The organism is Paenibacillus radicis (ex Gao et al. 2016), assembly GCF_014641555.1.
GTDB classification, from domain to species: Bacteria; Bacillota; Bacilli; order Paenibacillales; family Paenibacillaceae; genus Pristimantibacillus; species Pristimantibacillus radicis.
Genome location: NZ_BMHY01000011.1, coordinates 22,577 through 37,970 on the forward strand (window position 1 = coordinate 22,577; position 15,394 = coordinate 37,970).

Here is a 15,394-nt window from a genome sequence, read left to right on the forward strand (position 1 = left end):
CGATGTGAAGGCTGAGACGATAAACACTTCATTAATGGATATGGATGAACTAGGCCGCAATACACGGATAGGGAACAAGTACCAGATTAAGAGGACGATTCATCAAAGCGAGCTGTCCATCGTCTATAAGGCAAGGGAGACGGATACAGGCGAGACGAAGCTGATCAAGGAGTTTTTCCCTCGTCGATTGGCGGTGCGCGGAGATAACCGGACTTCGGTTATGACGAGAAAGCTTCATGCTGAAGCTTTCGAGGAGCTGAGACTGCTGTTCGAACGCGAGGCAGCAATTCTGAAAGCGCTCAATCATCCAGGCGTTATAGCCTATTCAGATTATATCGAGATGAATGGCACCGCCTATATTGTGATGGAATATTGCAGGGGCATAACGCTGGAGCAATATATTAAGCAGTCTGAAGTGTCCCAAGCTGAGATTGCTGTTATCCTGCGCGCCGTCGTGGACGCGCTCGCTCATGTTCATGAGCGCGGCTTCCTGCATCGGGACATCAAGCCTGCCAATATTATGTTGGAACCAAATACTGGTGTGACCAAGCTAATCGATTTCGGTTCAGCTATTCCGAGCGGCAGTTTGAATAAACAAGCGATATTGACTTCTACCGGTTACTCGCCGCTGGAGTTTTATTCCGAGACTTCCCGGCAAGGTGTAACATCTGATATTTACAGCTTGGCGGCTACGGTTTATTTTACTTATACCGGACAGGCGCCGGTTGATGTGAAAAGGCGATTGTTCGAGGATGAATTACAATCGCTTCGTACGCAGAATCGGCGCGCAGGCTTTGTTCTAAGCCAGCTCATTCATTGGGGGCTCCGAATGTCCCCTGAGAAGCGCTGCAGCTCGCTCCGCTGGATTGAAGCGGGCTTGCGATGGGAGAGTATGACAGGCAGCTGGAAAAAAGGCTGAAACGGCGTTAGCCGGCCCAATGGGATGGCTGCCGCACATAAAAGTAGTAAATAAGGAATTGAAACACAACAATAGCTGTAACAATACAACAGGGGCTGTCTCTCTGGTCGTAACCGACCTTTGAGATAGCCCCTGTTCCGTTTTATTCTGGCCTTGTGAAAATATTAGTCGATGGTTTGATCGGTTTGTACCGAAGCTCAAGCTCGGTCACCCCGTCCTCAAACGTAATATAAAGCTTGTCCCCGTACTGCATAAGCTCCGTACGATCCTTGCGCAGCATCGTTTTGCCGCGAATGAGTGTTGCACGGGAGCTGTTCTTCACATAAAGCGTCTCGTTCTTTCCGGCCTGGAAGGAGATTTGAGCTGCTTCCGGCAGCGGTTCGTTGATCTGCAAAGCCCGGAACAGCTGCAACAGCGTTACATTACTGTTCGAGAATGAGGTTAATGGCCAATAGGTTACTGGTATTTCGTTTCCGCTTGCCGTATTCAAGAAGTACCCTTCCAGTCTGCCGGTGAAAGCAGGCTTAGGCTTCAGGTAATAGAAGAGAGCGATGCCTATTATAATAACGCCAAGAACAATTAGCCCGATACGGATAACCGGGGTCCAGGTGGAATGAACGTTAACGGTGAACTCACGCGTAACGCTGCCGCCTTCCGGATCGATAGCGCGAATTTTGAATGTTGTGCTGCCGGTTTTGACAAGCGAAAGGGCAAGCGCATCTTCTGTGAGGCTGGCCTTCACGGCTTTGCCCTCTGAATCCGGCAGTATTTCATACGTTAATGGATCATTGTTCGGATCGGTGAACAACGTATCCAGCTTGATTGCTGCGGTTTTATCTTCTTTCCTTAAAGCGACGCTGTCCGGTGCGTTTCCTTTCACTGGAGGCAGATTGCCTAGTTCCAGCTTGGTTCCGGGCAGAATACGGTAAAAATCGCTGCCTTCGACCCGAACGCTCCAGCTGTAGGAGGCAGATGCGGGGAAGGTATATTCGGTTTGCAATTTGCCGTCACGATATGCCATTTCCGTCTGGACGCTTTGTCCGTCGCTATCGTTGGTTACCGTTAAAGTCGCTTTGACCGATTGATAGACGTCGGTATCCTTCAGCGGGGATCCGTCAGGCAGAAACAGCTCCGCTTCGAAATGAGCAGGCTGTCCTTTGATCGCCTCGGCTTTAGCATCCTTTGGCGGCACGATCTTTGCCTGTCCATGAAACTCGTAATTGGATAAGATATAGATTTTGACCAGATCGCCAGAGGAGCCGCGGAACTTCATGTTGAATTTGCCCTTCTCCGGAGAAGCGATTTTTAGAATCGTATATTTATTCGAGTTGTACATGCGAACGTTGGTTGATTGATAGAACAGCTGCGTTTCGGTGATCGGATGCTCAGATATAAGAATAATATTGGCTTCGCTCATACTGCCGTTGGTCATGGTCACCGGTATTTCCTGCAGCGATCCCGATGCGGTCAATGCGGCTACCGGTACTAATATCGATTGTGCCTGATCTGCGTAAATTTGATTGAATAACTCCGGCAAATCTTCCGCGCTGCTCGTCATATAGGACTTGCCTCCGGTCTCGGCGGCGATTCGTCTCAGCTCTTTCTCATTTACTGTGCCATCGTGGTTCAAGCCGATTGTATAAATCGGGAATTGCTTTTTCTTCGCGAGTGCAATTGCAGCCGATACATCCTTATCGGAATCGCGGTTCGTTCGTTTGGAGTTGGAGCCGATATCGGTCGCACCGTCAGAGAGCAGAACGACGTAGCCGCGGCTGCCCTCCCGCTGCTGCTCAGCCAGCATATTCGTCCCCTTTAACAGCCCCAGGCCAACATCGGTCGAGCCCCGGCGGCGCAGCGATTCCAGATCGGACTTGAGCCTGTTGCGCTTATCCTTCACCGAAATGTCGGTTAGCGGCTGGGCCGCAACGATGCTGTGATTGTAAGCAACATAGCCAATTCGGGTTCGTTCCGCCTCGCTCATATCCATCAGCATATGAATGACCTCGGCCGACGTATTGTCGGGGTCGGTTGTTGTCATCGAGAAACTTGTATCCAGCACAAACATCGTATCGAAACGCGGTGCGGGAGGAGGAGCTTCCGCCGCTGCAACAGGAGACGACAGGGAGAGCATGCTCGATAAATAGATAGAAAGTAAAGAAGTTAACAGTAATAGCTTCGTCGTATATATTTTCATTTATTGCATTCATTTCCTTTCTGTAATCGCAATAGATATTGATTTTATTGGATATTATGGGTCAACATGTTTAAGGCATTCAGCATGTACTAGGACGTAGTTCATACTAGCGGTCATAGGCGTTTAGGTCATTCGAGACATTCCGCTATGAATATCGTCGGAAGAAGCAAGGGAAAAAGTAATAGTTTGTTGTAAAAAGAGGTCTTTTGGTCTAGTAATGACTTAAAAATGAGAAAAAAGGAGCAGTTTCAAATTATTGACAAGGAAATATATAACTGTTTAAGATTATCCGTGTACTGATAAATATTTGTAAGTTTATGTATTTTAATTTTGCATTCATAGAAAGGAGGGGCGTGCGATTGCATCCGTTAAGGCGACTTTAGGTCTCTGTTCTCAGAAGCCTTGCGATGCAGCTTGCCGCCATGCCGAATGGACATTATTAACCAGACGAACCGCACGATTCTGTTCGAGGAGATCAATCCGGAGAAGCTCGATTTGATCACGCTCGTAGGAGACGTGAAAGGAATCGACAGCTTAAGCGATGACAAAATCAAAGAAATCAACAAACAATTGCTAGTCCGCAGCTTTGACGAATTCCTCGACAAATTTTCGCCAAGCGTATATTCGTTTTTTAACGCCGCGAATCAAAAGGTCGTATATGCACTGAAAAGGCCGGAAGGCCTTGAGGAGAATGCCGTTTCGGAAATCAAGATCGATCAGCACAATGATTTCTTGAAAATGCTGTTTACCCTCATCGATACGAAAAGAAGTCAAGGCATCTCTAATGTCGATTTCAAATTCGAGCATTTGCTGGACATGATCTCACCGAAGAAAGTGATGGACGATATCCGCCAAGTGCGTAAGGAAATTCATTACTTGTACAGCCAGTATGAGAAGCTCGACGAGGGCGATCCTAAGAAGCTGGATATGGGGGACAAGCTGAACGTATTGTTCGAAGAGGCAAGCAAAAACTATAACAACGTAATGGCGATGCTGCCGCTTGCGATCGAAGACATTAAGACGAGACTGCTGCTTGGCGGCTCCCAGGAAGAGAATCAGGCGGAAGCCATTCAAATCGGGATGCTGACGATCGGCGAGAGCGGCGAGCTCAAAATCATCGAAGCGCCGAAGAGCGACAGCACGGAATTGATGCTGCTTGACGATCAAGCAGGCAGCGGGCTGCCGGAAGTGTTCGCCGACGATTACGGCTCGATCACGGATACCCCTTCTGCCTACGTAAAAGATCTCGTTGTACGCACGTTCTCGCCGCTGCCAGCGGTACAGAGCGATGTCGACACCTCGACGGAAGTAAGCAATTACAACACGTACCTCGAGTTCTATAAGAATGCGAAGGACGATTTCGTCAAAACGGTAAAGCCGCTCGTGGAAAAAATATTGGGCGTCAAAATGTTCTTTGACCAATACGCGAGTAAAAACAAAGGCATGTCGCCAACGCTGCTCATTACGAACAGTAAGCTGGATATGACCGTTAAGAGCGGCAATATTCCGCGCCTGGAGACTTATCTGAATACGGTCAACTCGAAAAATGACTTTGCCGATACGATCTGGTACGGCATCGTGCCATCGGTTGAGCTGGAGACGGCGGGCAAAGTGAAAGTTTCCCGCGAGCGCTTCAGAGGCAACGAGAAGCAAGTGAAGGAAGACGGCAACAGCATGGAGTCGCTTTCGATGCTGCTGCAGGTTGTCAGCGAGTACAAGGTGCAGGTATTCTTCAGCTTCGAATCCGGCGAGGAGACGACGTTCAGCAGTATCGCGACGGCGGGTATCGACAAGTATGTTGATAAATGCTCCGTTCTCGTCCGCAAAGGCTTCAGCGAGTTTGCCATCCCTTGTGTACCTAACTTCACGATTATTCCGAAGGACAAGTCGGGCGTCGTCATCGACAGCCGGATGCTGCAGACCGAACACGGCGTGCAGCTGTCTCAGGAGAAGGAAGATATTTTGAAGCTGTGGATCGAAGGCGTTTATGTCGGAGCCTCGTATGTAGCGGCGGGTATCGTAGCGGCTTATCAATGTCCGGAATATTTGCGGGAGCAGTTCAAGACAGTCAGTAAAGATTATCCGGGCGTACGCTTCGATATTGAAGCGGGCGACAACGGCCTGCGCGTCGTAACCTCGATGGCGAAGGAAATTTCCGGCTTTACGAACAACATCAAAGATTCTATCAACCGTAAAAACTTTGGCTTCGTCTTCTCCTCGGAGAATGCTCAGCTGCAGGACAAAGACATTCGTCGAATCACGGTGTATAAGGCAAGAAGTCTGGCGATGTCGGAGGATGGCTTCGACTCCATCTACAAGACGCTGGTCAGCACGTATATCGAGCGTATTCTTCGCTTCCAGACGGGCGACTTCAAGCATGAGAACATCGTGAAGTTCTTCAGCAACAATCCGAGCAGCCAGAAGAGCAAGTGGCTTGGCGCGCGCGGATATATCAACTCCGTCATTCAAGACGGCGACGATATGAGCTACATCATCGATGAGAAGAGCAATATGTGCCATATCGACCTCGTATTCAACGGCAACGTGAAAAATCTCGAGGTCATGATTACCAAAGGAACAACGCCGGTTAAGGCGTAGTCCAGGCAATAACCCATTCCGGGTGTTAAAGGTTTAAGCTCCATCCGGGGCTTGCCTTTCAACATATATAATTCACACAGCCATTGGCTGAAACAAATTCGAGGAGGCAATTATTCATGGGATTCAGATTGAAAGTAGAAGGCGCAGAAACAATCGAGCTGGGATTGGACAATATTCAAAAGGTTAAGTACGACACGGATACGCCGGATGATTCCAACGCGCGTTCCACAGACGTTGGCGCTACGCTGCTCTTGAGCGGCAAAATTATTACAGCTACGGACGGCGACAGCGCTGACGACACGCTGAAGCTTGCGACTTGGTCGCTTGTACCAGCTGAGAAAGCTGATGCTTACCGTAAAGTGACGCTGGAAGTTATCGCAGCTGATCAAGTGGTGCGCAAAGTGTACTTCCCGAACGCCTTCGTGGTGGATTACACCGAAGAGTTCGGCGATACGGAAGGCGTCGGCACGTTCAGCCTGTACATCAAGCAGAAGAAAGACAAAACCGAGTTTACGAAAATCGAAGGCGGCTACTCCGTTTAACCGTTGACAGCCAACGAATGAATGGACGGAGTGCCTTGCAAAAGGCACTCCGTCTGTTATATTTACCAATCCAACGTAAAGAGTTGATTTCAAGCGATGGCTACTTATTACGATCTATTGGAGATTCCGCGGCAAGCGACGCCGGATCAGATAAAGCAAGCTTACCGGAAGCTCGCCAAGCGGCATCATCCCGATGCAAACGGCGGCAGCCGAGAGGCGGAGAAACGATTTAAAGAAGTGCAGGAAGCCTATGAAACGCTGGGCGATCCGGGCAAAAGAAGCGCTTATGACGAGCAGCTGTCTGCCGGAACCCATCGGGCGTCAGGAGGTGGACCGCAAAAGACGGGAAGAACGGCCGATGCTGGAGCAGGTGCAGGCAACAAGGCTGGGGCGGACTTCGATATCAATCAAATGTCGCAGCAGTTCGAGCAGTTTTTCGGTTTCCATCCGAAGAACAAAGCGGACGGAATCGGCAAACCGCTGAACAAGAAGAGCAATCCGCTGGATACGACCGATTTGTTCAATCGTTTTTTCGGCAAATAAGGAGTGAACTATGGGATGACGGCGCAGGCAACGACGGCGGATAAAGGTCATGACCGGGGCGGCAAATCGAAAGGGATCATTATTATCGACATCCTTATTCTGATAACTGCGATAGAGGCACTATATTACGCTTTTTTTATTAATACAGACGAGCAGGTCATGTGGGCGGCTGCTATTGCCGCATTAACGGCGCTGCTTATCTTTTTGGGAATCAAGCTAAGCAAGAGGAACGGAATGAAGCGCAAGACAGAACCCATAGCAAAGCTCGTGCTGCTGGACGAAGAGGGCGAGCGAATGAAGGAATGGTACATAAACGGGGAAACTTCCTTGCTGATCGGCAAAAGCTCAGGCCGCAGCGAGGTTGACATAGACTTATCCGATGCGGAGTACGCATCGATTATCAGTCCCCAGCATGCGGTGCTGAACTATGCGCAGGGCGCCTGGTATGTCGAGGATCTTGATTCTCGCAACGGCGTCGGCCTGAGAAAGTTCAATCGCAGCGCGGTCACAAGGCTGGACAACGAGCAGCCGTACAGGCTGGACGCGGGGGATTTGCTCCTGATCGCGAACACAAGATTGCTGGTGAAATAATAACGATGAATTTGCCGCGGATCGCCGCTTGAAAGGCGATGACGCTCAAATAGATGGAGGATCGATCACGATGAGTTTGACGAGATGCCCAAACGGCCACATGTTCAGTACGCGAAAGCATGGCAACGTTTGCCCTTATTGCAGCTCCAGCGTTGAATTCCAGGGGGCAAAAGGCGGAGAGAAGAGACCGGTGCAGCAGGTGGAAGAGGATGAGAAAACGATGCCGTATATGGGCGAAGTGAAGGGGATCGATCCGGTTACCGGATGGCTCGTCTGTATCGAGGGTCCTCAGCTTGGCCAAGATTACCGCATTATGGCGGAGAAAAACTTTATCGGCCGCTCTGAGGAAATGCATATCCGCATAATTGGCGACAATTCCGTCTCCAGGCGCAATCATGCCGTTATCGTCTACGATCCGAAGAAACGGAATTTCTATCTGCTGCCTGGCGATGCTTCGGGGCTTGCATACCATAACAATGAAGCGGTCTATTCCCCTGTCGAGCTGACCGCTTACGACGTTGTGCAGCTGGGAAGGAGCAAGTTTATATTCATTCCGCTCTGCGGCACGCACTTTGAATGGGAAGACAGCGGGGCTTAACGGGATGATGCTTATGCAGATTGTCCAACTTCCTCCGCTTGTCATTCTGCTCGCTTTTATCCTTGTTATTGTCGTTCTGTTGTTGATTCGCCGGCGTTTGGCGGCCAGGGGAGGCCCCGTCGTCCGGCAACAACCGCCTGCCGTGCAGATCGGTAACGGTCAGACAATTGGCGCACGGGAGGAGCAGGATGATTATTTCGCAACAGCGGAGACACCGGCAGGAACGATAGCCGTGCTAGCAGACGGCATTAGCGGACTGGCAAACGGCAGAATGGCAAGTACAACCGCCGTATCGACGTTCATCAGGCAGTTCATGAACGTGAATAGCGAGCGGGAAATCGCGCCTTTTCTGAGTCAAGCTGCACGACAGGCGAATGGCGATATATTGCGCCAGCTTAGCGGCTCGAACGGCGGGACAACCGCCGTCGCCGCCATCATCTGCGGCGACGCTCTTCATTGGGGAGCGGTCGGCGACAGCGTCATTATCATCTACCGGAAAGGTGAATTCATCCCGGTGAACCGAAAGCATATATTAGCGACGGTGCTGGAGGAACGCTGCCTTTCAGGTGAAATAACAGCGGATCAGGCGCGGGGCAACCCGATGCGCAAACGGCTTATCAATTACTTGGGCTATGAAAGCTTCGAGAGTATGGATATTTGCGAGGAGCCGTTCCGCTTGAAGCCAAAGGATAAAATATTGCTTTGCAGCGACGGGCTTTACAACGGCCTGACAGAAATTGAGATGGATGAGGTTCTTGGCAAGGGAATGCCGCCGTATGAAGCCGCGGAGCAGCTGATCGAAGCTATTGAACGGAAAAGACTGAAGAATCAGGACAATGCGACGATTGTTATTTTGGAGCCGGCTTTGTAACGGTATGAAGATCAGCCAAGCGAGGAACGGCATGTAAGCGGAGGTCAACGATGAGAAAGGACAACAGCAACTTTAAGACAGAATTTCTGTCCGAAGCAGGCAATTTTATGGAGAACAGAGATTACTTCGCTTACGTCGAGCTGGACGATATGGCCTGCTGGGTCGCTGTGGACGGCTGCGATACGGACACAGAGGTCAACAGTGCGGAGATGGCTGTGCAGTGCGTGCTGGAGAACTTTTCCGAGCAGCCGACAATGTCCCGCAGGAAGCTGAGAGAGTATGTGCTTGAGGCGCATGAATGGCTGCGGTATGAGAGCCGCCGCGTTCGGCTTAAGGCGAGCATCATCGTCGTTGTGACGGATTATACCCGCACTGTATGGGCAGTTGCGGGCAATGCGAGACTGTATCACTTTCGCGGGGGACGGCTGCTGGCCAGAAGCAAAGATACTTCGCTGGCGCAGACGATGGCTGACAGAGGGAATTTATCGGAATCCGCAATTGACCGTCATGAAGAGCGGCATAACCTGCTGCAATACTTGGGCAACCCCGAGGGGTGCGAGCCATTCCTATCCAAGAAGACGCCGCTTCACGATGGAGATGTGCTGCTGCTTGCTACACAGGGGCTTTGGGAGGGTGTTGACGTTCCGGAAATGCTCGACGCCCTTGAGGAAGCGCAAGAACCGTCCCAATTGGTCGATTTGCTGGAGGATGTACTGCTTAGCAAGCAGCGGGCGTCGATCGGCAACTATACAGTGGCTGCTGTCTACGCGGACAAGGTGTATAAGGAAGACAAGAAAAAACGGAGCAAGTGGATTAAACGGATTGCGATCGCGATGATCCCGGTCCTTATCGCAGGCGGTATGGCGATTTACTTCAAAGGACGCGCCGCTGCAAGGGTCGCGGAGAGCGTCGTCAATATGCAGGAATACGGAAGCAATGGAGATACCTATGTCGAGGAGCAGAATTACGCGCAGGCGATGAAGTCGTATAGCGAAGCGCGTAATGAAGCGAAGAAGATTAAAGATAAACTGCATGTTGCATTGTATGGAAAAAGCTACAAAAAAGCCGAGCTGATTGTGGCGGGTGACGACTTTCTGCGCGACGGCAAGTACGATAAGGCGCTCACGCAATATAAGAAGGCGAAGGAAGAGACGAAGGGCGATGACAAGTATGATCCCAAGCAGCTGGATCAAAGAATCGCCAGTATCGATGAATATATTCGGATCGGGGAAACGGTGCAGAAGGCGGATTTGCAGGCCGAGTCGCGTGATTACCAAGCGGCCCTTTTGCTCTACAGGGACGCTCATAAGGCTGCGCTTAATGTCTCCTATTCCGGGGTGAAGGACATTAAGACGAAGCTGGACGATATGGAAGCAAAGATTGCGGAGCTGGAGAAGGAGCAGAAGAAGCTGCAGGCTGAAAGTCTGGAGAAGCAAGGCAACCGGAATCTGGCAGCGGGGAAATATGCAGCTGCCATCGATGCTTTTTCCCAGTCGCAGGCGGTGTATCAGGAGATCGGGATGCTGGAGTCTGTGCTTAAGCTGGAGAGGAGCATTACCAAGGCGGAAGACAAGCTGAATCCGATTCCTCCGGCAAGCGCTGCCGGGGCAGGCGGCTCCGGGCAGGAAAGTTCGAATGGTGATTTGCCGGCTTCTGTCAATGACAGCGGCAATACAGAGAAGAACGAATCTGCAAGCAATGGCTGAGGAACGGGCGAGAGAGGGGAAGACGGAAACGGATGAAGGATATCGTAGCGGACCGGCTCAGCCGGATGGAAGATTTGGAACAGCGCAAGCAATTGAAGCAGCTTATGAACGGGCTCTTCCTCGGGATGGTCGATTACCAGGAGAAGATGAACGCCGCGCTGGAGCGAAGGGTATTCGAGGAGCTGGAGGACGGCGAGGACAAGCATGATATTTTTGTAACCGTGTGCGCTCGCGACGACTTTGATCCCATTCATGATTTCCTGTACCCGATGCTCCCTGAAGATGTGAAGCTGCCCTCCATTGCACTCAACCGGATTGTAGAGAGCTTAAGTCGAGGTGAAGAGACGAAGCTGTATACGTTGTTCATGCAATGCGGCAATCCGGAGCTAAATGAGCTGCTGACTGGGAAACGGACATTCGGCGGCGTTCTGGAGACGACAGGCGGCCGTTACGCCATCGAAGCAAGAGTGGAGCGAAGCAGCCGGTATACGTCGCAGATCGAGCGTCTTTATGATGTTTTTCAGAAAAACGGGGTAGCTTGGAAGACAGTCAATCATCCGTATGCCTACAAGTTCATCGATGTCATACTGACCGGCAGCGACCGAATGCCGGCAGTAGCAGAGGAAGTGCTGGAGCTCAGCGTCGACTTGGAACAATACGAGCATTACAAGCGGACGGATATTATTCCGCTATGGAATATTGAGCAGCTTGAGCTGAAGAACAGCGGGTTTCCGGTGCCTGCAGCGGACCGAATCAACTTCGAGCATGTCATGTCTCTGCGCAAGACCGGTTCCGAACATGGCTATCTCGTCGACGGGGATGAGGAAAATATCCGTTATATTAAACGCTCTGCCGAAGAGCTGACGATTGTCAGCCCGCAGGAGCGGTCGGGCGTGTGGAATGTATGGAAGCTGACGCAGCCGGTGCTGACACAGCAGGGCAAGCTGGAATACCCGCTCTATTCGAACCGCCGCAAGGATGGTTTTATTGGAAAATATGCACGTAAGCAAACGATGGTCGTACGTGCGACAGGCGAACTGATGCGAATCGTCCATTCCTTCGAAGCGGCCCAGTGGCTGGAGCTGGCGGAAGCGGCGGTGGACAGCGTTCCCTCAGGCGGAGCAAAAGGCCGGACGTATGGCATGAATCCGTTCATCAGCGACAATATCCGCTCGGAAGCGGGGAAGAAGCGGCTTAAGCTGACGTTCCGCCCGAGGGGCGGGCAAGACCAGCATGATTATATGCTGTGCGATCTGATGAGCTTTCTCGTGTCCGAGATCCAGATGTATTTTCCGGAATACAGATGCGAAGGGGAATGGGCTTGAATTACATATGGGACTTAATGGTCAAGGCTCAGCGTTCGGGCAAGAGCAAGAAAGGTATTTACTTTCAGCCTGCCAAGGTGTACTCGCCGTACATGGAGCTGAGCCTTGTCGACATCAATGCCATGCATATCGAGCGGGAAGTCGAAGTGAATCCTTACTATCGGTTTTACGATATTTTTCTCGACATGTTCACGCTCGACAACGAGGAATCTGAAGAGCTGCGCAACGCGCTGTTCGATATTATGATTCATTTTTTGGCGGACATCGATCTGATGCAGGGAATGAACAGGCGGGAGTATTGTATCCGGTTTGTTCTTAAGGATATGGAGGAATGTCTGTTCGGGGAGGATGTGAAACGCGGTCTGGCATTGTTTAACCGGGATGAAAGGGAAATCATTGCTGTCAATGTGCTGCGTCTTTACGAGACTGGCGAAGCCGTCTATCTGCTCAAGGATACGATGAGGAAGCTGTTCCGCCGTTCGACGATCTATGTGAACTGTGAGGAGAAGGATGAGCTGGTCTTCTATGTCGGGCAGAAGGAATCGGCGGAGACGAAAGCGCGAATCGAGCTGGTGCGGCGAATTTTTCTGCCGATCCGCTTCGATACGGAAATTTACTGGGAGCATCATTTCGGCATACAGGGCTATGAAGAAACGATGCGGATTGATCGTATCGCCTTGTATTAGGCAGGGAAGGAGGGGGAGCGACATTGCGAGGCTATACATACAAAATTTATAAACCAGGCGTTGATGAGCAAGGCAGAAGCGGGCAGGGCAACGCTTCGGATGGCGCTTCACAGCAGTTCGGTTCTGCATTCGGCAATGGCATAGTTCATGGCGAATCCGGTTCTTCTAGTTCCGGGTTCGGGTCCGGTTCCGATGCCGGCTCTAGGCGATACGGGCGGGATGAGCTAGAGGAGATGACGACGCATCAGCTGCGCCGCATCTGCCACGAGGAGCGGCTGGTCAAAGGCGTTGTGGAGTCGCAGGATCGCGGCGAGCTGATTCGGACGGTATTGAAATATCGGGGAGCTGCCGACCGCCTATTCATCCGCAGCCTGCGGGATGGCGGTATCCAGCGCATCGAGCATGCGCTGCGAAGCTATTTGAACAGTCCGCAGCTTGGGGCGGAAACGATTCAGGTGCCGGCCAAGCTGACCCTATATGCCGGTCTAAGATTGGACGGGAGCGACGGCTACCGCGTTCGGACGGGGCAGGCGTCGGGTATTGGCGAATCGAATGTGCTGATCGTCAATGAGCGGGATGAGCTATGCGGCATTATGAATCTGGTCAAGGACGAGAAGGAACCGGGCGCATATACGCTTCAGTTCGATAAGCAGACGGAGCTGAGCCGGACGTCCAACCGCAATTATAGCCTGTTGTTTTTCCGCAAGCAGGATTCGGATTATTTGTATAAAGCGTATTACAGCGAAAGACCGATGCCGCCGACCAATCTTCATTATTGGCGATTGCCGGTAGCCGAGCTGGATATCCGTCAATTGGAGGCTACGCAAGCGGTATTGGCGATTGACTTCGGCACATCCAATACTACGGCTGGCGCTTATCTGGACCATGGGTATATCGCATCGCCCAACAGGCATGATTTGCTGAATGGGAGCTTGAAGCTTGGTGCAATCAATTATGTGTCATTCGCTAGTGAAAGCGGCAATTGGATCGAAATGCTGCCGACGGCAATCGGTGTGACGGATTGTTCCGATTCTTCGGCAATTGTCTATTGTTACGGCTATGAGGCGTTACGCCAATTAAAGAAAAACGGCTACGCCAGCCGGGCATCCGTCTTTCTGGGCATGAAACGCTGGGTGAACGGAAGGGACAAGCTGGAGGAAGTAACCGACGTTCACGGCAATACGGCAACGGTTAAGCGCGGCGATATTATTCGAGCGTATTTGCTGCATGTGATCGAGACGGCCGAGCATCGCTTCAAGTGCCGGTTCAATCAGCTGCATTTCACGACGCCGGTTAAGCTGAAGGAATCATTCCTGGAAATGTTCTCCGCTATCCTGCCGGAATATGAGATTGAACGGGAGCATGCGGTAGATGAAGGAATGGCGGTGCTGTACAACACCATCGCCGATCAGATCGAGCAGAACCGTTATATCGACGGTGAAACGTATGATGCTCTCGTCATCGATTGCGGCGGCGGAACGACGGATTTGTCTTCCTGCCGGTTCCAGATCGAGGAGGGGCGTATTTCCTATAAAATCGATATCCGCACCGCCTATGAGAATGGCGATACCAACTTCGGAGGCAATAATCTCACCTATCGGGTGATGCAATATATGAAAATCGCATTCGCCGACTATTACTTAGGAATCCGTTCCGGGGGGGATATCGACGAACTAATTGAAGTAGCCGGCGTTGATCTGTTCCGGTATGTCGATGATCAGGGAACAGCCAAGGTCTACGAGCAGCTGGAACGCCGCTATGCCGAAGCGGAGCGAGTGTTGCCTACAAGATTTAGAGAATACGAGAATCGTACGGGTGACGAATATTGGCGAGTGCGCCGCAACTTTTATTTTTTGTGGGAGCTGGCCGAGGCGATGAAGGTTGAGTTTTTCCGCCGGACGGGCATCGTTCGCAGAAGATTCGAAGCCGAGCGGACTTCGCGCTCTTCAGGCGTACTGGACAATGATCTGCATGTGACACCGGTCGAGCGATGGAGCTTGTCGCTTCGGGGGGAGGACGGGCGCTTGGCTGATCGTCACGACAGTCCGGATATCGTCTTCACGGTCAATGAAATGACCAAGCTGCTGAAATCGGATATTTATGCGGTCATAAGCAAGTTTCTCGAAGGCTTCTATCTGGACGGAAGGCTGCAGCAGTATCAAATCTTGAAGCTGACGGGGCAATCCTGCCGGATTGACGTTTTCCGCGAGGCGCTTAAGGAATTTGTACCGGGACGAAGCATCGAGTTCCGGCAACGGTCAGAGGACGCAGATAAGGTGCCTGATTTGAAGCTAAGCTGCTTGAGAGGCTCGATTCGGTATTTGACTGCGCGCAAGCTCGGGCAGATTGAAGCGAATATAACACGGGTCGCGCCGGTTGTTCCATACACCGTAACCGCGTTTACTCATCAAGGCGGCGAGAAGGTGCTCATTAACAGCATGGAGCGGTTGAGCGGGTTGCGAGGCGGCGTTTCGAGGCCGAAAGCGGTGTCCGAAGTGGAGTTCTACTTGAAAGGCGGGGATGAACGCATGCTTCGCAAGTATGTATACGCCAATCATCCAGAGGGCTATAAGCCAGCGCTGTATGAGGAGATTGCCGGCTTGTATGGCGATCAAATTCCGCAGGAGGAGACGGATACGATCGTCAATGGGGAGTCGAAGTTTTTCGTTGTGACGGGTGACAATCAGTGGGGCTTCTTCATTGTGCCGGTCGCACGGGTGAACGAGCAGCTGCAGCTGGGCGAGAAACGGCTGTTCACGTTCGAAGATGACCTGTCAGAGCTGGACTTCTTCGACGGAATGAAATAGAGAGGAGGCTGCAT

General features: G+C 51.5%; 12 protein-coding genes. 11 read left to right on the forward strand and 1 reads right to left on the reverse strand.

Annotated elements, in window-relative coordinates:
• Nucleotides 1-4 precede the first annotated feature (4 nt).
• Entirely contained in the window at nt 5-919 is a 915-nt protein-coding gene (locus IEX98_RS22630) for a serine/threonine protein kinase (RefSeq protein ID WP_188891743.1), read from the forward strand.
• Between the two features lie 142 nt (nt 920-1,061).
• Here the strand turns inward: IEX98_RS22630 and IEX98_RS22635 are convergent, their stop codons facing one another.
• A complete protein-coding gene (locus IEX98_RS22635; protein WP_188891745.1) occupies nt 1,062-3,113 on the reverse strand; it encodes a VWA domain-containing protein in 2,052 nt (683 codons plus the stop codon).
• Between the two features lie 429 nt (nt 3,114-3,542).
• On the opposite strand from IEX98_RS22635, the gene IEX98_RS22640 reads away from it, so the two are divergent.
• The 10 genes from IEX98_RS22640 (at nt 3,543) to IEX98_RS22685 (ending at nt 15,380) form a co-directional block, all read left to right on the forward strand.
• Nucleotides 3,543-5,711 carry a transcriptional regulator gene (locus tag IEX98_RS22640; protein ID WP_188891747.1) on the forward strand — a complete coding sequence of 723 codons (2,169 nt, stop codon included), beginning with the start codon at nt 3,543-3,545 and terminating at the stop codon, nt 5,709-5,711.
• Nucleotides 5,712-5,827: 116 nt separating this feature from the next.
• Entirely contained in the window at nt 5,828-6,253 is a 426-nt protein-coding gene (locus IEX98_RS22645) for a hypothetical protein (protein WP_042160167.1), read from the forward strand.
• Nucleotides 6,254-6,349: 96 nt separating this feature from the next.
• Nucleotides 6,350-6,796: a J domain-containing protein gene (locus IEX98_RS22650; protein WP_188891749.1), complete on the forward strand. Its 447-nt coding sequence runs from the start codon at nt 6,350-6,352 to the stop codon at nt 6,794-6,796.
• A gap of 15 nt (nt 6,797-6,811) precedes the next feature.
• Entirely contained in the window at nt 6,812-7,387 is a 576-nt protein-coding gene (locus IEX98_RS22655; RefSeq protein WP_188891752.1) for an FHA domain-containing protein, read from the forward strand.
• 70 nt (nt 7,388-7,457) lie between these two features.
• Nucleotides 7,458-7,985 carry an FHA domain-containing protein gene (locus IEX98_RS22660; RefSeq protein ID WP_188891754.1) on the forward strand — a complete coding sequence of 176 codons (528 nt, stop codon included), beginning with the start codon at nt 7,458-7,460 and terminating at the stop codon, nt 7,983-7,985.
• Nucleotides 7,986-7,998: 13 nt separating this feature from the next.
• Nucleotides 7,999-8,856, forward strand: coding sequence for a PP2C family protein-serine/threonine phosphatase (locus IEX98_RS22665; RefSeq protein ID WP_188891756.1), 858 nt, complete (start codon nt 7,999-8,001; stop codon nt 8,854-8,856).
• A gap of 50 nt (nt 8,857-8,906) precedes the next feature.
• Nucleotides 8,907-10,562 carry a PP2C family protein-serine/threonine phosphatase gene (locus IEX98_RS22670; RefSeq protein WP_188891758.1) on the forward strand — a complete coding sequence of 552 codons (1,656 nt, stop codon included), beginning with the start codon at nt 8,907-8,909 and terminating at the stop codon, nt 10,560-10,562.
• A gap of 32 nt (nt 10,563-10,594) precedes the next feature.
• The gene (locus tag IEX98_RS22675) at nt 10,595-11,887 is read left to right on the forward strand and encodes a normocyte-binding protein (protein WP_188891760.1); all 1,293 of its coding nucleotides are present in this window, start codon (nt 10,595-10,597) and stop codon (nt 11,885-11,887) included.
• Nucleotides 11,878-12,573: an iron-dependent peroxidase gene (locus IEX98_RS22680; protein WP_188891762.1), complete on the forward strand. Its 696-nt coding sequence runs from the start codon at nt 11,878-11,880 to the stop codon at nt 12,571-12,573. The genes IEX98_RS22675 and IEX98_RS22680 overlap by 10 nt, the downstream gene beginning before the upstream one ends.
• Nucleotides 12,574-12,806: 233 nt before the next feature.
• Nucleotides 12,807-15,380, forward strand: coding sequence for a molecular chaperone (locus IEX98_RS22685; RefSeq protein WP_229692344.1), 2,574 nt, complete (start codon nt 12,807-12,809; stop codon nt 15,378-15,380).
• The last annotated feature ends 14 nt before the right edge of the window (nt 15,381-15,394 follow it).